This window comes from Acidovorax sp. (assembly GCF_046339755.1).
Classification (GTDB): domain Bacteria; phylum Pseudomonadota; class Gammaproteobacteria; order Burkholderiales; family Burkholderiaceae_C; genus Acidovorax.
The window spans coordinates 36725-58601 of the sequence record NZ_JBKDTZ010000129.1 but is presented as its reverse complement, the minus strand read 5'-3'; the positions used below and the strand labels follow the sequence as shown (position 1 = coordinate 58601).

The 21877-nt window shown below is 68.2% G+C and carries 24 protein-coding genes; 19 read left to right on the top strand and 5 right to left on the bottom strand.

The window, feature by feature from the left end:
- Both purM and ACK59X_RS10325 read left to right on the top strand, forming a co-directional pair.
- A partial coding sequence (purM, locus tag ACK59X_RS10330) for a phosphoribosylformylglycinamidine cyclo-ligase (protein ID WP_409957090.1) occupies positions 1-642 on the top strand: 642 nt, incomplete at its 5' end.
- 89 nt (positions 643-731) lie between these two features.
- The gene (locus tag ACK59X_RS10325) at positions 732-1802 is read left to right on the top strand and encodes an AI-2E family transporter (protein WP_409957095.1); all 1071 of its coding nucleotides are present in this window, start codon (positions 732-734) and stop codon (positions 1800-1802) included.
- A gap of 8 nt (positions 1803-1810) precedes the next feature.
- Here the strand turns inward: ACK59X_RS10325 and ACK59X_RS10320 are convergent, their stop codons facing one another.
- On the bottom strand, positions 1811-2920 hold the full coding sequence (locus tag ACK59X_RS10320; protein ID WP_409957088.1) for an alpha/beta hydrolase family esterase: 1110 nt from the start codon (positions 2918-2920) through the stop codon (positions 1811-1813).
- Between the two features lie 293 nt (positions 2921-3213).
- Here ACK59X_RS10320 and ACK59X_RS10315 point away from each other — a divergent pair, with 293 nt between their 5' ends.
- From ACK59X_RS10315 to ACK59X_RS10290, 6 genes are all read left to right on the top strand, one after another.
- Positions 3214-3771, top strand: a complete 558-nt coding sequence (locus tag ACK59X_RS10315) for an isochorismatase family protein (RefSeq protein ID WP_409957086.1) — start codon at positions 3214-3216, stop codon at positions 3769-3771.
- Positions 3772-3788: 17 nt separating this feature from the next.
- The gene (locus ACK59X_RS10310) at positions 3789-4571 is read left to right on the top strand and encodes a carbon-nitrogen hydrolase family protein (protein ID WP_409957085.1); all 783 of its coding nucleotides are present in this window, start codon (positions 3789-3791) and stop codon (positions 4569-4571) included.
- Between the two features lie 34 nt (positions 4572-4605).
- Positions 4606-5235 (top strand): DJ-1/PfpI family protein, encoded by a 630-nt coding sequence (locus tag ACK59X_RS10305; RefSeq protein WP_409957083.1) that lies wholly within the window; start codon positions 4606-4608, stop codon positions 5233-5235.
- Positions 5217-6221 (top strand): GlxA family transcriptional regulator, encoded by a 1005-nt coding sequence (locus ACK59X_RS10300; protein ID WP_409957081.1) that lies wholly within the window; start codon positions 5217-5219, stop codon positions 6219-6221. The genes ACK59X_RS10305 and ACK59X_RS10300 overlap by 19 nt, the downstream gene beginning before the upstream one ends.
- 62 nt (positions 6222-6283) lie before the next feature.
- Positions 6284-6811, top strand: coding sequence for a GAF domain-containing protein (locus ACK59X_RS10295; RefSeq protein ID WP_409957093.1), 528 nt, complete (start codon positions 6284-6286; stop codon positions 6809-6811).
- Complete coding sequence (locus tag ACK59X_RS10290; RefSeq protein ID WP_409957079.1) at positions 6808-7188, top strand: histidine kinase; 381 nt, start codon at positions 6808-6810, stop codon at positions 7186-7188. Before ACK59X_RS10295 ends, ACK59X_RS10290 begins: the two co-directional genes overlap by 4 nt.
- 145 nt (positions 7189-7333) lie before the next feature.
- On the opposite strand, the gene ppk2 is transcribed toward ACK59X_RS10290, so the two are convergent.
- A complete protein-coding gene (gene ppk2, locus ACK59X_RS10285; protein WP_409957077.1) occupies positions 7334-8248 on the bottom strand; it encodes a polyphosphate kinase 2 in 915 nt (304 codons plus the stop codon).
- A 173-nt stretch (positions 8249-8421) separates the two neighbouring features.
- Between ppk2 and ACK59X_RS10280 the strand changes: the two genes are divergently transcribed.
- Positions 8422-9495, top strand: coding sequence for a transporter (locus ACK59X_RS10280; protein WP_409957075.1), 1074 nt, complete (start codon positions 8422-8424; stop codon positions 9493-9495).
- 77 nt (positions 9496-9572) lie between these two features.
- Positions 9573-10418, top strand: a complete 846-nt coding sequence (locus ACK59X_RS10275; protein WP_409957073.1) for a plasmid replication/partition related protein — start codon at positions 9573-9575, stop codon at positions 10416-10418.
- 42 nt (positions 10419-10460) lie between these two features.
- Here ACK59X_RS10275 and ACK59X_RS10270 read toward each other — a convergent pair whose 3' ends face one another.
- Both ACK59X_RS10270 and murJ read right to left on the bottom strand, forming a co-directional pair.
- Positions 10461-11312, bottom strand: coding sequence for a SirB1 family protein (locus ACK59X_RS10270; RefSeq protein ID WP_409957071.1), 852 nt, complete (start codon positions 11310-11312; stop codon positions 10461-10463).
- Positions 11313-11375: 63 nt separating this feature from the next.
- Positions 11376-12941, bottom strand: a complete 1566-nt coding sequence (gene murJ / locus ACK59X_RS10265; RefSeq protein WP_409957069.1) for a murein biosynthesis integral membrane protein MurJ — start codon at positions 12939-12941, stop codon at positions 11376-11378.
- Positions 12942-13226: 285 nt separating this feature from the next.
- Between murJ and rpsT the strand changes: the two genes are divergently transcribed.
- Positions 13227-13526, top strand: coding sequence for a 30S ribosomal protein S20 (gene rpsT, locus ACK59X_RS10260; RefSeq protein ID WP_007848982.1), 300 nt, complete (start codon positions 13227-13229; stop codon positions 13524-13526).
- 175 nt (positions 13527-13701) lie between these two features.
- Here rpsT and ACK59X_RS10255 read toward each other — a convergent pair whose 3' ends face one another.
- Positions 13702-14037, bottom strand: coding sequence for a DUF3579 domain-containing protein (locus ACK59X_RS10255; RefSeq protein WP_409957067.1), 336 nt, complete (start codon positions 14035-14037; stop codon positions 13702-13704).
- Between the two features lie 220 nt (positions 14038-14257).
- Here ACK59X_RS10255 and ACK59X_RS10250 point away from each other — a divergent pair, with 220 nt between their 5' ends.
- The 8 genes from ACK59X_RS10250 to ACK59X_RS10215 all read left to right on the top strand — a co-directional run bounded on the left by ACK59X_RS10250 (position 14258) and on the right by ACK59X_RS10215 (position 21844).
- The gene (locus ACK59X_RS10250; protein WP_409957065.1) at positions 14258-15454 is read left to right on the top strand and encodes an aspartate aminotransferase family protein; all 1197 of its coding nucleotides are present in this window, start codon (positions 14258-14260) and stop codon (positions 15452-15454) included.
- Positions 15455-15491: 37 nt separating this feature from the next.
- Positions 15492-16400, top strand: a complete 909-nt coding sequence (gene argF, locus ACK59X_RS10245) for an ornithine carbamoyltransferase (RefSeq protein WP_409957063.1) — start codon at positions 15492-15494, stop codon at positions 16398-16400.
- 11 nt (positions 16401-16411) lie between these two features.
- The gene (locus ACK59X_RS10240; protein WP_409957061.1) at positions 16412-17092 is read left to right on the top strand and encodes a hypothetical protein; all 681 of its coding nucleotides are present in this window, start codon (positions 16412-16414) and stop codon (positions 17090-17092) included.
- Positions 17093-17180: 88 nt separating this feature from the next.
- Positions 17181-17513 (top strand): YkgJ family cysteine cluster protein, encoded by a 333-nt coding sequence (locus ACK59X_RS10235; protein ID WP_409957059.1) that lies wholly within the window; start codon positions 17181-17183, stop codon positions 17511-17513.
- 86 nt (positions 17514-17599) lie between these two features.
- Entirely contained in the window at positions 17600-18256 is a 657-nt protein-coding gene (gene kynB, locus ACK59X_RS10230) for an arylformamidase (RefSeq protein ID WP_409957057.1), read from the top strand.
- Between the two features lie 27 nt (positions 18257-18283).
- Positions 18284-19591 carry a kynureninase gene (gene kynU, locus ACK59X_RS10225; protein WP_409957055.1) on the top strand — a complete coding sequence of 436 codons (1308 nt, stop codon included), beginning with the start codon at positions 18284-18286 and terminating at the stop codon, positions 19589-19591.
- Between the two features lie 3 nt (positions 19592-19594).
- Positions 19595-20482, top strand: coding sequence for a tryptophan 2,3-dioxygenase (kynA, locus tag ACK59X_RS10220; RefSeq protein ID WP_409957053.1), 888 nt, complete (start codon positions 19595-19597; stop codon positions 20480-20482).
- A gap of 168 nt (positions 20483-20650) precedes the next feature.
- On the top strand, positions 20651-21844 hold the full coding sequence (locus tag ACK59X_RS10215; protein ID WP_409957092.1) for an MFS transporter: 1194 nt from the start codon (positions 20651-20653) through the stop codon (positions 21842-21844).
- Positions 21845-21877 lie beyond the last annotated feature (33 nt).

Genomic DNA, 21877 nt, shown 5'->3' with positions numbered 1-21877 from the left:
CTGAGCGGCTGCGCCCTGATCGGCGGCGAAACGGCCGAGATGCCCGGCATGTACCCCGCCGGTGAATACGACCTGGCCGGCTTTGCCGTGGGCGCGGTGGAAAAGTCCAAGATCCTCACGGGCAAGGACGTGCAGGCCGGTGACGTGGTGCTGGGCCTGGCCAGCCACGGTGTGCATTCCAACGGCTTCAGCCTGGTGCGCAAGTGCATCGAGCGCGCCGGCGCCGACACGCCCGCCACGCTGGACGGCAAGCCCTTCAAGCAGGCCATCATGGAGCCCACACGCCTGTACGTGAAGAACGTGCTGGCCTCCCTGGCCGCCCATCCCATCAAGGCCCTGGCCCACATCACCGGCGGCGGCCTGCTGGAGAACATTCCCCGCGTGCTGCCCGAAGGCACGGCCGCCCACCTGACCAAGGGCAGCTGGCCCCAGACCGAGCTGTTCGCCTGGCTGCAGAAGACCGCCGGCATCGACGACATCGAGATGAACCGCACCTTCAACAACGGCATCGGCATGGTGGTGGTGGTGGATGCCGCCAACGCCGCCGCCACGGCCGCCACGCTGGCCGCCGCAGGCGAGACGGTGTACACCATTGGCGCCATTGCGCCACGCGGTGAAGGCGCCGCCGTGGTCGTCGCCTGAGCCCGCCGCGCGCCATGGCGCAGCCACCGGACGCCCCGCGTGACACGGGCACGGAAATCGTGCCCGCCTCCCCTCCCGACACGCCCGCCGTGCCGGCCGACCTGCCCGGCATCGGCAGCCCCCAGCCCTTTGGCCCGCTGCCGCGCGGCGTGGCCCTGGCCAGCTACCTGCTGATGGCCGGCGCGCTGCTGCTGGTGATGTGGCGCAACCTGCTCCCCGGCCTGCTGTGCGTGTGCCTGGGCTTCCTGGCCACGCGGGCCCTGGCGCGCTGGTTGGGGCGGCTGGCCCATCGGCGCGGTGCACCGGCCTCCACGGTGCTGCCGCGCATGGCCGAGATCACAGCCGCCGCCGTGGTCATGCTCTCGCCGCTGGCGCTGCTGGCCGTCGGCGTGACCCACTCGCGCGGCTACCTGGTGGAAGCCCCCCAGCAGTACCGCGAACTGCTGGACTACATGGCGCGCACGGTGCTGGAGCTGCGCCTGAAGCTGCCGCCCGACGTGGCCAGCCACTTGCCGGAAGGGGCGGCCGAGATCCAGCGCATCATCGCCAACTACCTGGGCGCCAAGGCCGGGGCCCTGGCCATGGCCGGGCGTGCCTGGCTGGGCGGCCTCCTGTTCGCGTACGTGGGCCTGCTGATCGGATCGCTCGCGGCCGTGCGCCCGCCGGCACCGCCGCGCGGCCCCCTGGCCATGGCGCTGCAGCGGCGCATCACGCTGCTGGGCGAGGCCTTCCGCCAGATCGTGGCGGCGCAGTTCTGGATCGCCAGCTTCAACACCCTGCTCACCGCCCTGTTCCTGCTGTTCGTGCTGCCCATCTGGCATCTGGAGCTGCCCTACACGCCGGTGCTGATCACGCTGACCTTCGTCGCGGGGCTGGTGCCCATCGTGGGCAACCTGCTGTGCAATGTGGTGATCACCATCGTGGGGCTGTCGGTCTCGCCGCTGGCGGCCGCCGCCTGCCTGGCCTTCCTGATCCTGATCCACAAGGCCGAGTACGTGATCAACGCCAAGGTGGTGGGCCGGCGCACGCAGATGGGCGTGTGGGAGCTGCTGAGCGTGATGTTCGTAGCCGAAGCCGTGTTCGGCCCGGCAGGCCTGGTGGCCGCGCCGCTGTTCTACGCCTATCTCAAAAAGGAACTGGTTGCCGCCCGGTTAGTGTGAGCAACCGCTCACTTTCTTGGTGACTGGCGTGATACGAAGGCCCAGACCAGGGCCGATGCATCCGGTCCGGCGGGGTCGCTGTAGGGCAGGCTGGCCGCGCCGCCGCTCCAGGCGTGGCCCAGGCCCAGGATCTCGCGCACGACCACCACGCTGCGCGAGCGCGCCCGGTACTCCGTCACCCGCATCGCATGGCGCTTGCCGCGCTGCAGCGTACGCGCCATGCCCTCGCGTGCCCCCAGGGAGCCAGCCCACAGCGCGGCCGTGGCCGTGGCATTGCGCAGCGAGACCACGTGGTCGGCATCGCCGTGCAGGATCATCAGCGGCGGCAGGGGCGGCAGCGGCGTGCCATCGATGCGCAGCCCGGGCACCAGGGCGCTGGCGCCAGGCAGATCGGGCAGGTGGGCCTCGCGCTTGCCGTGCATGGCGGCCATGGCCGTGGCGGCCGATTCGGCCGTGCCGGGCGCCACGCCCGAATGCATGACCACGGCGCAAAAGCGCTCCGGGTAGGTGGCCCCCAGCAAAGCCGCCATGCTGGCACCGGCCGACAGGCCCGCCACCGCCACGCGGGAGAGGTCCACCGGGTGGCGGCGCGCCACTTGGTCCACGGCGGCCAGCAGGGTGGCGGCCTCTGCCTGGGCCTTGCCGCTGCGCCGGTCGAACCAGTTCCAGCAGCCATGGGCATTGGCCACACGCTCCTGCTCGGGGTACAGCACCAGGAAGCGCTTGCGCGCCGCCAGCCGGTTCATGCGCGAGCTGGCCGCCAGGTCGCGCCCGGTCTGGCCGCAGCCGTGCAGCATGACCAGCAGCGGCAGGGTCTCACCCTTGCCGAGTGCCAGACCGGGCGGAATGTAGAGGTGAAAGCGCCGTGCACCGGCAGGCCCGGGTGCAATGCCGGCCAGCCATTCGCCAGCCACCGGCTGCGGCTTGCGCGGCCGGGGCGCAACCGTGCGCAGGCGTGGCGGCAGTGGCGGGGCCGCCGTGGCCAGCTTGGGCACGGCCCTGAGGGCCTTGGCAGCCTGCTTGCGCATGGGCTTGGCCGCCTTTTCGAAGGCCTTGAGGTTGCGCTGGTAGGCGCGGGTAAGCGCAGACAGCGAGAAGAGGCGGGAGCGGCGGGCCATGGGTAGATGTGCGGGTGCTATCCATATATAGGGAAAACCCTATACACCATAGCAGCTTATGACGCCAAGCGTCTTAAGCTATGCCATCAATAGCAAACAAGCGTTTCCAGCCTTGGCTGGACCGAGTTCAGCGCCCAGACCAAGGTTATTCGGCAAGCTCCGGCCCACCAAGCCGCCGCCCAAACCGAAAATCATGGCAGAAACTGATCGATAGATGTCCAGGGTTGGAGGGACTGGGCGATGCTGTAGAGCAAAGATAAGGCCATTGCAACCCAAACCCCAAGGCCACGACCATGAATACCTGTCTGATTGTGATTGACGTGCAGGAATCCTTCCGCCAGCGCCCCTATTTCACCGAACGCGACCTGCCGGCCTACCTGGCCGCGCAGAACGCCTTGATCGAGGGATGCGTGGCGCGCTGCATTCCCCTGGTGCGCATCTTCCACAGCGACGGCCCGGCCGAGGCCGGCAATGCGTTTGCCATCGAGTCCGGCCATGTGCGGCCCTTGGACGGCCTGGCCGCCTTCGACGCGGCCGCCACCTTCACCAAGTCGCGCCAAAGCGCACTGGTCGGCACGGCCCTGCCGGTCTGGCTTACCGAGAACGGCATCCGGCGCCTGATCGTGAGCGGCATCCGCACTGAGCAGTGCTGCGAGACCACCACGCGCCACGCCTCGGACCTGGGCTGGGAGGTGGACTTCGTGACCGAGGCGACACTGACCTGGGACATGGAGCAGCCGGATGGCCGCACCCTGAGCGCCGCCGACATCAAGGCCCGCACCGCCACCGTGCTGGCCGGCCGCTTTGCCACGCTGCGCACGGTGGACGAGGCCCTGGCCGCGGTCCGCTGAGACGGCAGGAGACCGCCATGCGCGCCACCGTCTGTGAACTGCCCTACCAGCCTGCGCTGCTCGAACCGGCCTGGGAAGCCTTGGCCACCCATGTTCGACATGAAGGTGCCGAACTGGTGCTGCTGCCCGAATTCGCCTTTGTCGAGCCTGTCTGGGAATCCACCCCCTTCGACCCGGGGCGATGGGCGGCGGCCGTGGCGCTGAGCGATGCCTGGATGGCGCGGCTGAACGAACTGGGCGCTGTGTGGGTGGTGGGCGCCCGCCCGGTCACCGTGGCGGGACGGCACTACAACCAAGGGTTCATCTGGTCTGCCGAGGGGGGCTACCAGCCGCTGCGGCGCAAGTTTTACCTGCCCCAGGAGCCCGGTGGCTGGGAGGCCACCTGGTTCGAGCGCGGCGACGCCCGATTTCCCCGCTTCCAGGCCGGCACCCTGGACTTCGGCCTGAGCATCTGCACAGAAATCTGGGCGCTGGACACGCATGCCGGCTATGCCGACCTGGGCGTTCAGGCCCTCCTCACACCGCGCGCCACCGCCGCCGCGACCACCGCCAAGTGGCTGGCAGTGGGCACTGTGGCCGCCGTGCGCACAGGTGCCTACAGCCTTTCGTCGAACCGGGTGGACACCGCCGCCGGCACCTACGGTGGCGCAGGCTGGGCGATCAGTCCCGATGGCGCCCTGCTCGCACGGACCACGGTGGAGCAGCCGTTCTGCACCGTGAACGTGGACCTGGAGCTTGCCGCTGCCGCCCGGAGCACCTACCCGCGCTACGTGTTCGCCGAGCGTGCTTCGGCGGGCTGACCCTTTCGTTCTCTTGTCTGGACCTTTCGCACCGATGACCACCGCTTCCCCCCTCCCACGCCCCTTGCAGGTCTCCATCCTGGTCTTCGACGATGTCGAGGCCCTGGACCTGGGCGGCCCCTACGAAGTCTTCACCACCGCCTGCCGCATGCAGCAGCGCCTGCAGCCCGGCGCGCCCGCTGCGTTTGCAGTGCAGTGCGTGGCGCGCAGCATGGCACCCGTGCAGGCACGCGCCGGCCTGCGGGTGCTGCCCGATGCCGACTTCGCCACGGCAGCCGCGCCGGACATCCTCGTCGTCCCCGGCGGCGTGGTCGATGCCGCGGCCGCCTGTTCCGAAACGCGCGCCTGGGTGGCCCGGGCCGCCGCGGGTGCACAGATCACGGCTTCGGTCTGCACGGGCGCCTTCATCCTGGCGGCGGCCGGCGTGCTGATCGAAGGACCGGCCACCACGCACTGGGAGGACATTGCCGACCTGCGTGCGCAGTTCCCGGCGCTCGAGGTGCGGGAGAATGTGCGCTGGGTGGACCGCGGTGCGCTGGTCACGTCGGCAGGCATCAGCGCCGGCATCGACATGAGCCTGCATCTGGTCACACGCCTGGCGGGCCGGGCGCTGTCCGAGCGCACCGCCCGCCAGATGGAAACGCCATGGAACCCCGAGCCCTGAACACTGCCGACCCCATCCACGTCTACTTCGCGCTGCTGCCCGGCAGCCTGGTGCTGGACTGGGCCGGCCCGGCCGAGGCATTGCGCATCGCCAACCAGCTGCTGCGTGCCCAGGGCCAGCCCGAGCGCTTCGTGCAGCACTTCACGGCCCCCACGCCCCAGGCGGTGACCTCGGTGGGCGCCATGCTCACCGGGCTGGAGCCCCTGCCCGCCTCCCTGCCCGAGCCGGCCTGGGTGGTGCTGGTGGGCCTGCCGGGCAAGGCCATCGCAGTGGACAACAGCGAGGCGCGCGACCTGCTGCACTGGCTGCGCGGCATGCGCCTGGTGGCAGGCCGGCTGGAACTGGTCACCATCTGCGCGGGCGCCGTGCTGGCGGCCCACGCCGGGCTGCTGGCCGGCCGGCGCGCCACCACCCACCACCAGCACCTGGACGAACTGGCCCAGGTAGACCGGCACTGCGACGTGGTGGCGAACCGGGTCTTCGTGCACGATGGTGCGCTGCACAGCAGCGCCGGCGTGACCACCGGCATCGACCTGATGCTCTACCGCATCGCCGACGCCTGCGGCCCGGCGATTGCCGCCCAGGTGGCCCAGACCATGGTGGTGGCCCTGCGCCGCGGCCCGCAGGACCCGGAGCTCTCGCCCTTCCTGCACCACCGCAACCACCTGCACGGGGCCCTGCACCGGGTGCAGGATGCCGTGGGCCAACAGCCCCAGGCCGCCTGGAACGTGACCGCCATGGCCGAGGTGGCGCACACCTCGCCCAGGCACCTGAACCGGCTGTTTCTGGAGCACGCGGGCATTGCGCCGCTCGAGTACCTGCGCCGCATCCGCCTGGCCGCCGCCGAGGCGGCCCTGCAGTCGGGCCACAACGTGACCCAGGCGGCAGCACTGGCGGGCTTCAGCTCGGATACGCAGCTGCGCCGCGCCTGGCACCAGTTCGGGCGACCCGGCACCCCGGCCCGGGACGCGGCAACCCGCCACTGAGCGCAGGCTTGCACCATCGCGGAACATAATGGCATTCCGTGCATTTGGATTGCCTGATCGACATGCAAGAGCCGCCCACCCCTGCCAACGAAGACGAGCGCCTGCAGGCCCTGCGCCAGCTGCTGATCCTCGACACGCCGCCCGAAGAACGCTTCGACCGCATCGTGGCCTTCGCGGCACAGGAATTCGACATGCCCATCGCGCTGATCTCGCTGATCGACGCCGAGCGCCAGTGGTTCAAGGCGAAGGTGGGACTGGATACGCGGGAAATGGCACGCGACATCTCGTTCTGCGCCCATGCCATCCTCAAGGACGAGACCATGGTGGTACCCGACGCTGCACAGGACCAGCGCTTTGCCGACAACCCGCTGGTAACCGGCGGCCCGGGCATCCAGTTCTACGCCGGCGCCCCGCTCAAGCTGCCCAGCGGCGAGAGCATCGGCACGCTGTGCATCATCGACCAGCAGCCACGCGAGCTGGACCGGGTGGACCTGGCCATCCTGGCCTCGCTGCGCGACCTGGCAGTGGACGAACTGGTGCGGCGCGCAGCCCCCGAAGGCCCTGCCAACGACGCGGCCGTCAGTGCATGAACAGCGCGCGCAGCATCCTCCTGGTCGAACCCAGCATGCTCACCGGCAGCATCATCGTCTCCACCGCACGCCAGCTGTCCCTGCCCGAGGTGCGCCAGGTGGCCAGCGTGCGCGTGGCACAGCAGCAACTGGCCCAGCGCGACTACGCGGGCCTGATCGTCTCGCTCGAAGAGCAAAAGGAGGCGATGGAGCTGCTGGAGCAGGTACGCAACGCGCAGCTGGCCGTGGCAGCCTCGGTGCCCGTGGCAGTGACCACCGCCCAGGTCGACGCCCACACCGCCGACCAGATGAAGGCCCTGCGCGTGCGCCGCGTGCTGCTCAAGCCCTTCAAGGTGAAGGACGTGATCTCCACCATTGAGCTACTGAAGAACACCTGAGATACGAGCGCGCAACCGTCGATAGCGCGCTGCCAAGGCCAGTGCTCCCGCGCAAGGGCCGCCCCGCCGCGCTGGGAGCGTCCCCCTCCCGAATCGCGCAGCGATTCCGGAGGGGGGTGAAGACGCGAAGCGTCTCAGGGGGTGCTTAGTAATTATCCGGGACGTACATGCTCGCCGGAACGGGCTGGCGCAGGTACTCGGGGTTGCGCACGCGCTCGGGCAGCACCACAGGCGGGTGCGGCACGTCTTCGTAAGGAAACTGCGACAGCAGGTGCGCAATGCAGTTCAGGCGGGCCTTCTTCTTGTCTACGGCCTGCACCACCCACCACGGGGCCTCGGGGATGTGGGTGCGCTCCAGCATGGTTTCCTTGGCCTTGGTATAGGCTTCCCAGCGGATGCGGCTTTGCAGGTCCATGGGGCTCAATTTCCACTGCTTGAGCGGATCATGGATGCGGCCCAGGAAGCGCAGGTGCTGCTCTTCGTCGGTGATGGAGAACCAGTACTTGACCAGCGTGATGCCCGAGCGCACGAGCATCTTCTCGAACTCGGGCACGGTGCGGAAGAACTCCTCGTACTCCTCGTCGGTGCAAAAGCCCATGACATGCTCGACGCCGGCGCGGTTGTACCAGCTGCGGTCGAACAGCACCATCTCACCGGCCGCGGGCAAATGCGCCACATAGCGCTGGAAGTACCACTGCGTGCGCTCGCGGTCGTTCGGTGCCGGCAGTGCGGCCACGCGGGCCACGCGCGGGTTCAGGCGCTGGGTGATGCGTTTGATCACGCCGCCCTTGCCGGCCGCATCGCGCCCCTCAAACAGGATCACCACCTTCTGGCGGCTGTGCTGCACCCAGTCCTGCAGCTTCACGAGCTCGCCCTGCAGGCGGAACAGTTCCTTGAAGTACTGCTGGCGCGCATGCTTGTCGGTGGGCATCGGGTCGCCGATGCCGTCCACGTTGCGGTCCTCGATCTCCAGCTCCAGCTCTTCGTCGTAGCTGTCGATCAGATCGTTGGCAATGCGCTGCATCAGGTCCTGGGCATCGATGGGGGCATTCTGGAACATGGCTTTGTACGAGGCAAATGAAGTCCTTCCATCATGCGTCCGCATGGTGACAGATGCATGACACCCACATGAAGTGTCACATCACTGTCATCTGGTAACTGCACCATTGCAGGCATGTTCCGGTACCTCGTGCTGCGGCTGCGTTCGCGGCCGGCGCAACGCCGCCTTTTTCCATGAATACACCCGTTGCCGGCGCAGCCGTCGGCCTGAACTACGGCGGCGATGCAGCAGGCCTGATCTGCGCTTACCGCATGGACGGCACGGGCCCGGCGCAGCCCATCGACTCGGTCCAGGCCGAGCAGTGGCTGCAAGCGCACGCACAGGAACCAGGCGGCTCATCCGCCGAATCGGCAGATGATGCGGCCCCCCATCCGTTTCTCTGGCTTCACTTCAACCTGAGCCAGACCCAGGCCATGCGCTGGATGGAACGCCACGCCGGCCTGCCCGATGCATTCTTCGAGGCGCTCAAGGAAGGCTCGCACTCCACCCGCATCGAGCGCGACGACGACACGCTGATCGCCGTGCTCAACGACGCGCATTTCGACTTCGCCTTCGAGCCCTTCGACATCGCCACGCTGTGGATCAGCGTGGCGCCGCACCTGGTGGTGACGGCCCGCGCCCACCCCCTGCGCTCGGTGGACGCGCTGCGCACGGCCGTGCGCAACGGCCACTCGCCGCGCTCCAGCGTGGCGCTGCTGGAACAGCTCATGCGCACCCAGGCCGGGGGGCTGGTGGACATCGTGCGCGGCGTGACGCAGCGCATCGACGATATCGAGGACGAGCTGCTCGCCGGCCGCCTGGACCACAAGCGTGCCCGCCTCGGGGTGCTGCGCCGGCTGCTGGTGCGCCTGCAGCGCCTGCTGGCACCCGAGCCGGCGGCCCTGTTCCGCCTGCTGCAGAACCCGCCGGCCTGGATGGGCGACGAGGACGCACAGGAGCTGCGCGACTCGACCGAGGAGTTTTCGGTGGTGCTGCGCGACATGCAGGGCCTGCAGGAACGCATCAAGCTGCTGCAGGAAGAAGTGGCCGCCAGTGTGCAGGAGGCCAACAGCCGCAGCCTGTTCGTGCTGACGGTGGTGACGGTGCTGGCCCTGCCCATCAACATCCTGACCGGCCTCTTGGGCATGAACGTGGGTGGCGTGCCGCTGGCGGACAGCCCGCACGGCTTCTGGATCATCGTGGGCCTGCTGGTGGTGTTCATGCCGGTAGCGGCCTGGATCGCCCTGCGTGGCCCCCGGGACCGGTAGGCCCGTGGAAAGGCGGGAAGAGGCAGCCCATTACAATCGCGCCCCTTGCCAAGCTGCCTTCCGGATTTCCGCGCGCCATGAACATCGTCGTCAACGAAGAACTCAAAGCCTATATCGATCCCCTGACCCGCGACGAGCACGATGCCCTGGAGCGCAGCCTGCTGGCCGAGGGTTGCCGCGATGCCCTGGTGCTGTGGGGTGACGTGCTGGTGGACGGCCACAACCGCTACGGCATCTGCCAGAAACACGGCCTGCCCTTCCAGACCGTGCAGAACACGCATTTCCAGAGCATGGAAGACGTGCACCTGTGGATGATCGACCAGCACCTGGGCCGGCGCAGCGTGTCGGACTTCCAGCGCGGCGTGCTGGCGCTGCGCAAGCGCGAGATCGTGGCCGCGCGCAAGGCCCGCGCTGCGGCCACGCCCCCGGAAACCGTGGACGAAGCCGACCTGCCCTGGTCCTCCGACGGCCCGGTGGCCGCACCGCCGCCGCCCGCGCCCGGGCCGGACCAACCCTCCGAAACCCTGAGCAGCCGCGAAGCCATTGCGCGCGCGGCCCGCCTAAGCGCCAGCCAGGTGGTGGCCATCGAGAAGATCCAGAAGCAGGCGGCGCCCGAGCTGGTGGCTGCTGTCAAATCGGGCACCATCTCGCTGGCCACGGCGGCCAACGTGGCCACCCTGCCTGCCGAGGAGCAGGTGGCGGCCGCCAAGGGCGGCAAGGACGAACTCAAGCAGGCGGCCAAGCGCGTGCGCGATGCCAAGCAGCGCAAGCCGCGCGAGGACAAGGAGGCGGAGAAAGACGCCCCCTCGCAGCAGGCACCGGCGGGCGGCGACGACGAAGTGCGGGCCCTGCGCCTGCGTGTGGCCGAGCTCACGGCCGAGAACGAGGCCCTGCGCGCCGAGCTGGCACGCCTGCAGGCCTGAGCCCCATGGCCCATCCATCCGGCTCGGCGCTGGATGGAGCGCCTATTCGTTGGCGCTGCGCAGAGCGACGAGGCGCTCGGTGATGTGGTCGAGGTCCAGACCATCCTCCGCGTGGTGCAGGTAGGTCTCCAGGTCGAAGATGGCCTCGGGCAGGTTGCCGCGCTCGGCGTGCGCGAGCCCGCGATCGCGCCACTCGCCCCAGGCCTCGGGCTGCAGCACGATCAGGCGGTCCTGCACCGCAATGAGGCGCTGCCAGTCCTGCTGGGTGCGGTGCACCTCCTTGAGGTTGCGCAGCATGCGCGCGATGATGTCGCGCGGCGTGGCGGCCTGCAGGTACAGGCCCAGCGGCACGTCGTAGTCGTCGATCAGGCCGTTGCGGCGCTTGTAGGGCTCGAGCCGCTCACCCAGCTCCTCGCGGCTCAGCGATTGGCCGGTGATCGGGTCCAGCACCACCTGACCCTTGGGCAGCAGCACCTTGACCATGAAATGCCCCGGAAAGGCGATGCCGCGCGCATGCAGGCCCAGGCCCTGGGCCAGCTCCATCCACAGCACGGCCAGGCTGATGGGAATGCCCCGGCGCGTGCGCAGCACGGCGTTGAGGTAGCTGTTCTCGGGGTCGTAGTAGTTGTTGACGTTGCCGCCAAAACCCATGTCGGCAAAGAAGAACTGGTTGAGCGTGCGCAGGCGCTGCAGTGCGGGCGCATCGGCCGGCAGGCGGCGCTTGATGCGCGCCTGCAGCTGGTCCATGTCGCCCAGCAGCAATTGCACGTCGAATTCGGGGTACTCGTCCTGCGCCAGGCTGGCCGCGGCCTCCAGCAGGGGGAAATGGTCATCGCTCTGCACCAGCGATGCGAAGTACTCCAGCGAGGTGGGTACGGTCAGACTCAGTGGCATGGCATGGTTGTACGGTTCCGCCCCCGCCGCGTCAAGCGGCAAAAGTCACGATGTACGGGCTTGTCACCGTCGGAGCATCCTGCGCAGCTTGAGCCCCGCCGCCCACAGGGCGCCGAAGTACAGCAGCGCGGAAGCCCCGATGATCGCAGCCAGCAGGCCTATGCGCTGCCATTTGGCACTGCGCATGGCCACCCAGTCGAAATGGTGCGACGACCACACCAGCAGCAACGCCAGCAAGGCCGTGGCGGCCACCACCTGCAGGATGAAGCGGCCCCAACCCGGTTGCGGTTGGTAACTGCCGCGGCGCAACAGGCCGATGAGCAGCCACAGGGCGTTGATCAGCGCGCCCAGGCCGATGGACAGGGCCAGGCCCGCATGGGCGATGAAGGGCACGAGCGCTATGTTGAGCAGTTGGGTGATGACCAGCACCGAGATGGCGATCTTCACCGGTGTGCGCACATCCTGGCTGGCATAGTAGCCCGGTGCCAGCACCTTGATGGCCACCAGGCCCAAGAGGCCCGCGCCGTAGCCGGACAGGGCCATCGCGATCTGGCCCACGTCGCTGTCGGCCAGCTTGCCGTAGTGGAACAGCGTGGCCACCAGCGGCTCGGAGAAGGTGAGCAGCGCCACCGCGCAGGGCACGGCCAGCAGCACCACGATGCGCAGGCCCCAGTCGAGCATGGCGGAGTATTTCTCGGCGTCGCCCGCAGCCTTGGCGGCCGTCAGCTGCGGGGTGAGTACCACGCCCAGGGCCACGCCCAGCAGCGCGGTCGGGAACTCCATCAGCCGGTCGGCATAGAACAGCCAGGTCACGCTGCCCGGCGCCAGGTAGGAGGCGATCTGGGTGTTGATCATGAGCGAGATCTGCGCCACGCCCACGCCCAGCAGAATGGGCCCCATGAGCGAGAGCACCTTGCGCACGCCCGGGTCGGCCCAGGCCGTGCGGATGGCGCGCCAGCCCAGGCCGATGCGCGGCAAGAGGCCCATGCGCGCCAGCACCGGGATCTGCACCGCCAGTTGCAGCACACCGCCCAGCAGCACGCCGCCGGCCATGGAGTAGATGGGCTCGATGCCGCGCGCTTCCAGCTGCGGCGCGCCGAGCAGCGCCGCGCCGATCATCGACAGGTTGAGCAGCACCGGCGAGGCCGCGGGCACGGTGAAGTGCTTCCAGGTGTTGAGGATGCCGGCCGACAGGGCCACCAGCGACATGAAGCCGATGTAGGGGAACATCCAGCGCGTCATGAGCACGGCCGCGTCGTAGGCCTCGGGGCTCTGGCGCATGCCGCTGGCCAGGGCCCAGACCAGCACCGGGGCGCCGACCACGCCGAGCACGCAGGTCAGCAGCAGCACCCAGGCCAGGGCCGTGGCCACGTTGCCGATGAGCACGCGCGTGGCGTCCTCGCCCTGCTGCGCCTTGCTGGTGGCCAGCACCGGAATGAAGGCCTGGCTGAAGGCCCCCTCGGCGAAGAAGCGGCGGAACAGGTTGGGAATGCGGAAGGCGACGTTGAAGGCGTCCGTCAGGGCATTGGCCCCGAAGAAGGAGGCCATCAGGAGGTCGCGCGCCAGGCCCGTCACGCGGGAGGCAAGGGTCAGCAGGGAGACGGTGGAAGCGGCTTTGAGCAAGGACACCGCCGGGAGTGTATGCGCTGGCACGGGCATGGCGCCGGCCGGCGGAGTGGACAAGGGGGGTGCCAAGGAACCTCCATGTGGAATGAAAGCTGCAGTCTGAGCCTCCCCTGTGAGCACAGGATGAAGTTTGCGAGGCGGCGGCGAAGCGGCGGCCTGTGTTGCACCCGCTTGCTTACCACCCCCCTCCGCAGATGGTGCAGAGACGGCCCTCTAGGCCAGCTTGGCCATCTGGGCTATAATCGTCGGCTTTGCTGGCAACATCCACAGACTCCAAGGAATACACACATGGCATCCGCTAAACCCAAGAAGAAGAACCCGCGCCTGGCGTCGGGCCGCAAGCGCGTCCGTCAGGACACGAAACTCAACGCCGCGAACACCTCGCTGCGCTCCAAATACCGTACCGCGGTCAAGAACGTCGAAAAGGCTGTTCTGACCGGCGACAAGACCAAGGCGACCGAACTGTTCGCCAAGATGCAAGCCGTGGTGGACTCCGTGGCCGACAAGGGCATCTTCCACAAGAACAAGGCTGCTCGCGACAAGAGCCGTCTGTCTGCCAAGGTGAAAGCCCTGGCACTGGCCGCCTGACCCTCTTCAGGCAAACAGCCCGGACGGCCCGCGCCGTTCGCCGTTTGTAACGGGTGCGCTGCCAGCAAAAAAGCAAAAAACCGCCTTCGGGCGGTTTTTTCGTTTCTGCCACTGTTCTTCAGGCACAAAAAAAGCCCCGAGGGGCCTTCATGCATTCTGGGTACTTGCCCCCGTCTCAGGGCTTGGCAGGCGGCGGCAGCACTGGCGCATCCGGCACCAGGCAGGCTTCGGCCACCTGCAGGTTGTTGTCGCGCGCGAAGTTCATGACGAAATCCCAGGCCATGGGTTCGTGGTCGCGCAGGTCGCGGTGCACGACCACGCACTTGACGCCATCGAAGGTGGTGGGAATGCACCAGGGCGAATAGCTCAGGTGGCTGCCCGGCCGCGCTCCGCCGGGGCGAAAGCTGCTCATCACCCCCGCCAGACGCTCGGCCCAGTCGCTGGGCCGGAAAGTCTTTCCGTCCTGGGTGACGCCTTGGATGAAGATCTCTTTGGAGGTGGGGGAAACCATCGGGTCGAAGTGTAATGGACAGTCTGCAACCGCAGGATCACTGCATGCTGCACTGCAACCACGAATTCTAACTCTTATATAAGAGCTACCTCTCTATTCCCTACCGCCGCACAAGGCCGCCAACCCGCATTGCAGTGATGCGCAATCGTCAACAGCGGGTCATCGCATGGCCCCTAGAATCGTGCTTCGTTTTTACACCGCACCGCCAGGAGATTTCTGCATGACCGCTTTCATTGAGGCCGCCTCGCCCCACGTGATGAACACCTATGGCCGCGTGCCCATCGCGCTGGCCCGCGGTCAGGGCTGCCGCGTGTGGGACGTCAACGGCAAGGAATACCTCGACGGCCTGGGCGGCATTGCCGTGAACACGCTGGGCCACAACCACCCCGAGCTGGTGCCCGCGCTGCAGCACCAGATCAGCCAGATCATCCATTCGTCCAACTACTACCACGTGCCCGGCCAGGAAGCCCTGGCGGCCAAGCTGGTGGAGCTGTCGGGCATGAGCAACGTGTTCTTCTGCAATTCGGGCCTGGAGGCCAACGAGGCGGCATTGAAGATCGCGCGCAAGTACGGCGTGGACAAGGGCATCGCCAAGCCCGAGATCGTGGTCTACGAAAAGGCCTTCCATGGCCGCTCCATCGCCACCATGTCGGCCACGGGCAACCCCAAGATCCACAACGGCTTCGGTCCGCTGGTGGAGGGATTCATCCGCGTGCCGCTCAACGACATCGAGGCCATCAAGCAGGCCACCGAGGGCAACCCCAACGTGGTGGCGGTGTTCTTCGAGACCATCCAGGGCGAAGGCGGCATCAACCCGATGCGGGTGGAGTACCTGCAGCAGCTGCGCAAGCTGTGCGACGAGCGCGGCTGGCTGATGATGATCGACGAAGTGCAGTGCGGCATGGGCCGCACCGGCAAGTGGTTCGCCCACCAGTGGGCCGGCATCGTGCCCGACGTGATGCCGCTGGCCAAGGGCCTGGGCTCGGGCGTGCCGATCGGCGCCGTGGTGGCCGGCCCCAAGGCCGCCAATGTGCTGCAGCCGGGCAACCATGGCACCACTTTCGGCGGCAACCCGCTGGCCATGCGTGCCGGCGTGGAAACCATCCGCATCATGGAGAAGGACGGACTGCTGCACAATGCGGCTACCGTGGGGGACCACCTGAAGGCCGCGCTGGTGCGCGAGTTGGGCAGCCTGCCCGGCGTGAAGGAAGTGCGCGGCCAGGGCCTGATGCTGGGCGTGGAGCTGGAAAAGCCCTGCGGCGTGCTGGTGGCCCAGGCGGCCGAGGCCGGCCTGCTGCTGAGCGTGACCGCCGACAAGGTGATCCGCCTGGTGCCTGCACTGATCCTGTCCACCGCCGAGGCCGACGAGATCGTCGCCAAGCTGGTCCCGCTGGTCAAAGCCCTGCTGGCCGAATGAAACCCAAGGCGCGCCCTGAGCGCGCCGCCGCATTGCCATGAAACACTACCTGCAGTTCAACGATCTCACCGCCGACGAGTACGCCTATCTGTTCGAGCGCGCCGCGCTCATCAAGAAGAAGTTCAAGTCCTACGAAAAGCACCACCCCCTGGTGGACCGCACGCTGGCCATGATCTTCGAGAAGGCGAGCACCCGAACGCGCGTGAGTTTCGAGGCCGGCATGTACCAGTTGGGCGGCAGTGTGGTGCACCTGACCACGGGCGACAGCCAGCTCGGCCGCGCCGAGCCCATCGAGGACAGCGCCAAGGTCATCAGCCGCATGGTGGACCTGGTGATGATCCGCACCTACGAGCAGAGCAAGATCGAGGGCTTTGCCGCCAACTCGCGCGTACCGGTGATCAACGGCCTGACCAACGAGTACCACCCCTGCCAGATCCTGGCCGATATCTTCACCTTCATCGAGCACCGTGGCTCGATTTCCGGCAAGACGGTGGCCTGGGTGGGCGATGGCAACAACATGGCCAACACCTGGCTGCAAGCGGCGGCGCTGCTGGGCTTCAAGGTGCATGTGAGCACGCCGCGCGGCTACGAGGTGGACCAGAAACTGGCCGGTGCCACCACCGGCAGCTGCCAGTTCTTCAGCGACCCGTTGGAAGCCTGCAAGGGCGCCGACCTGGTGACCACCGATGTGTGGACCAGCATGGGCTACGAGGCCGAGAACGAAGCACGCAAGAAGGCCTTTGCCGACTGGTGCGTGGACGCCGAGATGATGGCCGCTGCCAAGGCCGACGCGCTGTTCATGCACTGCCTGCCGGCGCACCGCGGTGAGGAAGTGGAAGCGGATGTCATCGATGGCCCGCAGTCGGTGGTCTGGGATGAAGCGGAGAACCGCATGCATGTCCAGAAGGCGCTGATGGAGTACCTGTTGCTTGGCAAGGTCGCCTGAGTTTCCTGCCCATGCCCTGGCGCCGCCAGCCCGCCCATTGCGCCGACCTGCTGGCGCAGTGGCAGGACTTGGGCCAGGCCCTGGGCCGCGACACGCCCGCCTGGCACAGCGAGGGCCGGCGCCTGGTGCTGGCCTGGGCGCTCTGGCCGCGCGCTTACCATGACACCACGCACCTGTGGGCCTGCCTGCGCCATCTGCAGGCGCTGCAGGCCGAACACCCCTGCGCGCTGCAGCAGCCGCATGCCGTGGCACTGGCGCTGTGGTTCCACGACGCGGTCTACCGCCCCTGGGGCCGCCTGAACGAGGAAAAGAGCGCCGACTGGGCCAGCCGCTTTTTGACGGCACAAGGCCTGCCGACCGCGCTGGTGCAGGCCGTGCACCAGTTCATCCTGGACACGCGCCACAACCCAGGCCCGCTCAGCGGCGACGCGCAGTGGGTCGTCGACATCGATCTGGCCGTGCTCGGGCAGAACGACGCGGTGTACCGCCAGTTCGAGCGCAATGTGCGGCGCGAGTATTTTTTCGTGCGCTGGCCGCGCTATGTGGCGGGCCGCAGCGCCGTGCTGCGGGGCTTTCTGGAACGCCCGCGCATCTATGGCACCGATTGGTTCCATGGGCGATTCGAGGCGCAGGCACGCACCAACCTGACCCATGCCCTGGATGCGCTGGCGCAAGGCAGGCTGTACGGCTGAATGCCCTGTGCGGATGATTGGCACGCTGCCTGCCTTACCATTCGAGCCCCCCGATCCGAATCCACCGCCGACCCAGGCGTGCTCTTGAATGTCCGACTCCGCCCACCCCTGCCTGACCTGTGGCGCCTGCTGCGCCAGCTTCCGCGTGGACTTTGCCGTCTACGAGATGCAGGAGATGGGCGGCACTGTGCCCAACGGCCTGGCCATGGAGGTCAATGGCAGCACCTGCCGCATGCGCGGCACGGACCACGTGCCCATCCGCTGCGCTGCGCTGACCGGCAAGGTGGGTGAAAAAGTGGCCTGCGGCATCTACGAATGGCGGCCCTCGCCCTGCCGCGAGTTCGAAGCCGGCGACTATGCCTGCAACAAGGCGCGCACACGCCACGGCCTGCCGCCTCTTGAAGAAGGTCTGATCTTCTGAAATTAGTTTAGGCTTCAACAAAAAATCCCCCTGCTGTTGGAATTAACCGACACCACGGGTTTGACGGGACATGCAAACTTTGTCCCATGCAAGCCAGCCACACTCCCAACGCACGCCAGCTCTGGGACATCTCGCCGCCCGTGCATGCGGGCAGCCCGGTGTTCCCCGGCGACACGGCCTACAGCCAGCAGTGGTGCGCCACCATCGGGCCCGGTTGCCCGGTGAACGTGAGCGCCATCACCCTCTCGCCCCATGTGGGCGCACATGCCGACGCGCCGCTGCACTACGACGCCAACGGCGCCGCCATCGGTGATGTCTCGCTGGAGGCCTTTCTCGGCCCCTGCCGCGTGATCCACTGCATCGGCCGCGGTCCGCTGATCGAGTGGGAGCACATTGCCCACGCGGTGGACGCCACCCTGCCCCAGCGCGTGCTGGTGCGCACCTACGACGCCATGCCGGTGGACCGCTGGGACGGAGCGCTGGCCGCCTACGCGCCGGCCACCATCGCGCGCCTGGCCGACCTGGGCGTGCTCCTGGTGGGCATCGACACCGCCAGCATCGACCCGGCCGACAGCAAGACGCTGGACAGCCACCAGGTGATCCGCCGGCGCGGCCTGCGCGTGCTCGAGAACCTGGTGCTCGACGGCGTGCCCGAGGGCGACTACGAGCTGATCGCCCTGCCGCTCAAGCTCGCCACGGCCGATGCCTCCCCGGTCCGGGCGGTACTGCGCGCCCTGCCCTGATTTCCACGACTTTCCCCCGCGACCCCCATGACCACACTGCAAGACTGCCGCGCGCTCGACGCGCAAGACCCCCTGGCCCCGCTGCGCGGGCCCTTCAGCCTGCCAGGCGGCGTGATCTACCTGGACGGCAACTCCCTGGGCGTGCTGCCCAAGGCGGCCGCCGCCCGCGTGGCCGACGTGGTCACGCGCGAATGGGGCACCGACCTCATCCGCTCGTGGAACACCGCGAACTGGTTCGACCTGCCCCAGCGCCTGGGCAACCAGCTTGCGCCCTTCATCGGCGCCGGCAAGGACGAGGTGGTCTGCACCGACAGCACCTCGGTCAACCTCTACAAGGTGCTCAGCGCCGCGCTCAACATCGCGCGCGAGGACAGCCCCGCGCGCAAGCGCGTGGTGAGCGAGCGCAGCAACTTCCCGACCGACCTGTACATCGCCGAGGGCCTGTGCAGGGAGCGCGGCCTCACGCTGGTGCTGGTGGAGCCCGAGGAGATCGCCGCCGCGCTGACGCAGGATGTCGCCGTGCTGATGCTCACCCATGTGAACTACCGCACCGGCGCCATGCACGACATGGCGGCCATCACCGCGGCCGCGCATGCAGCAGGCATCCTCACTGTGTGGGATCTGGCGCACAGCGCGGGCGCCGTGCCGGTGGACCTGAACGGCGCAGGCGCCGATTTCTCCATCGGCTGCGGCTACAAGTACCTCAACGGCGGCCCCGGCGCGCCGGCCTTCGCCTGGGTGCACCCGCGCCATGCCGACCGCGTCGGGCAACCGCTGTCGGGTTGGTGGGGCCATGCGGCACCCTTCCAGTTCACGCCGGACTACCGGCCGGCCCCGGGCATCACACGCTACCTGTGCGGCACGCAGCCGATCATCAGCCTGTCGGCCCTGCAGTGCGGGCTGGACGTGTTCGACGCGGCCCAGCCCCTGGGCGGCATGGCTGCGCTGCGCGCCAAGTCGCTGGCGCTGACCGATCTGTTCATCGCGCTGGTGGAAGAGCGCTGCGCGGGCCACGGCCTGGGCCTGGCCACGCCGCGCGAACACGCCCAGCGCGGCTCCCAGGTGTGCCTGACGCGCGACGAGGGCCAGGGCCTGGACGGCCAGGGCAGCGGTGCCTATGCCATCGTGCAGGCGCTGATCGCGCGCGGCGTGATCGGCGACTTCCGCAAGGGCGATGGCGGCCAGGGCCCGCACAAGGACATCCAGCGCTTCGGCTTCACGCCCCTGTACGTCGGTTACGAGGATGTGTGGAACGCCGTGGAGCACCTGCGCCAGGTGCTCGACACCGGCGAGTGGCGGCGCCCCGAGTTCAACCAGATCCATGCGGTGACCTGAGCCATGTGCCCCTTCTCCCACACCCCTGCAACGCCAGCCGAGGCCCCCGCCAGCGGCAAGCCTGAATCCATCGTGCACGAGGAGCGCGCCCAGCTCGACTTCAGCAAGAGCATGAGCTATGGCGACTACCTGCAGCTCGACGCCATCCTCACGGCGCAGAAGCCGCTGTCGCCGGCGCACGACGAGATGCTGTTCATCGTGCAGCACCAGACCAGCGAGCTGTGGATGAAGCTCATGCTGCACGAGCTGCGCGCCGCCATCGGCCACATCGCGCAGGATGAGTTGCAGATGGCCTTCAAGATGCTGGCGCGCGTCTCCAAGATCATGGAGCAGCTGGTGCACGCCTGGGACGTGCTGGCCACCATGACGCCGCCCGAGTACAGCGCCATGCGGCCCTACCTGGGCCAATCGAGCGGCTTCCAGAGTTACCAGTACCGCAGCATCGAGTTTGCGCTGGGCAACAAGAACCGCGCCATGCTCAAGCCGCACGAGCACCGCGCCGACCTGCTGGCCCAGGTCCAGGCCGCTTACGAAGCGCCCTCGCTCTACGACGAGGCGCTGCGCCTGCTGGCGCGCCGCGGCATTGCCGTACCCGCCAGCCACACCGAACGCGACTGGACCCAGCCCTATGTGGAGAGCGAGGGCGTGGAGCAGGCCTGGCTCACCGTGTACCGCGCGCCCGACAAGCACTGGGACCTGTACCAGCTGGGCGAGGAGCTCACCGACCTCGAAGACGCCTTCCGCCTGTGGCGCTTTCGCCATGTGACCACGGTGGAGCGCGTGATCGGCTTCAAGCGCGGCACCGGTGGCACGGGCGGCGTGAGCTACCTGCGCAAGATGCTGGACGTGGTGCTGTTCCCCGAGATCTGGAAGCTGCGCACGGACCTGTGACGGCAGGCGCGCATCCTCCGCATGGGGGACAGCGCATTGCCCGCGCAACGTGTACCCTCGATGGAGGCCACGCACCGTGCGTGCCCTCCCGGAGACCATTCCTTGCCGCCCCAGTCCGCAGACGCCGCCCCGCCCGCCCCCTTGCTTGCCCCCCGGGTTGCCTGGGCCATGCTGCTGGCCCTGGTCTCGGGCTTTGCGCTGAGCCAGGCCTTTCGCACCATCACGGCCATCATCGCCACCGGGCTGCGCGCGGAGTTCGGGCTCTCGGCGCAGGCGCTGGGCGCGTTCGCCGGGGCCTTTGCCTTTGCCTTCGGCGGCATGCAGCTGTTCATGGGCGTGGGGATCGATTTGTATGGTGTGCGGCGCACCTTGCTGATGGCGTTTCCACTCACCATCGCGGGCGCGCTGCTGTCGGCGCTGGCGCCGGGCTATGGCACCGTGCTGCTCGGGCAGGTGCTGATCGGCGTCGGCTGCGCACCGGCCTTTCTGGTGTGCACGGTGTTCATCGCGCGCTACTTTCCGCCAGCACGCTTTGCCATGGTGTCGGGCGTGGCCATGGGCATCGGCGGGCTGGGCATGCTGTTCACCGGCACGCCGCTGGCCTGGCTGGTGCAGCATTCCTCCTGGCGCATGAGCTTCGCGGTGCTGGCGGGCCTGGCGGCGCTGGCCTGGCTGCTGATCTGGTGGCAGGTGCACGAGCCCGCCCAGGCCCCGCACGCCGCTGGCGCACAGCGCGAATCCTGGGGTGCTGCCGTGCGCGGCTTCGGCGCCTTGTTCCTGCTGCCGCACACGGCCGGCATCATGCTGCTGGCGCTGACGACCTACGCCTCCTTCCTCACGCTGCGCGGGCTGTGGCTCGGGCCGCTCCTGATCGAGCGGCACGGCTACTCGCTGGTGGCCAGCGGCAATGTGGCCATGGTCACCTCGCTGGTGTCGCTGTTCACGCCGGCGTATTTCGGCCGCTTGGACCCGGGGCCAGCGCACCGCAGGCGCTGGATCACGGGCTTCACCGTGGTTCTCTGCGGCCTGTTCCTGCTCATCGGCTTGCTGCACCAGGAGTGGCTGGACGTGGGCGGCGCCATTGCGGTGGGCCTGCTCTCGGGCTACATGGTGCTGCAGTACTCGGATGTGCGCTCGGCCTACCCGGCCGCCATGACCGGGCGCGCCATGGCGGTGTTCACCATGGCGCTGTTCCTGGGCGTGGCGCTGATGCAGTGGCTCACGGGGCTGGCGGCATCCCTGGCCACGGCGCGTGGGGTGGATCCCTACGTGGTGGTGATGCTGACCATCTCGGCATTGCTGGCGGCTGGCGTGCTGTCGTTTCGGCTGCTGCCCGCGCCCGCGTCCACGTCCGTGCATTGACCTCGGGCGGGCAGGCATGCCAGGCGCCGCAAT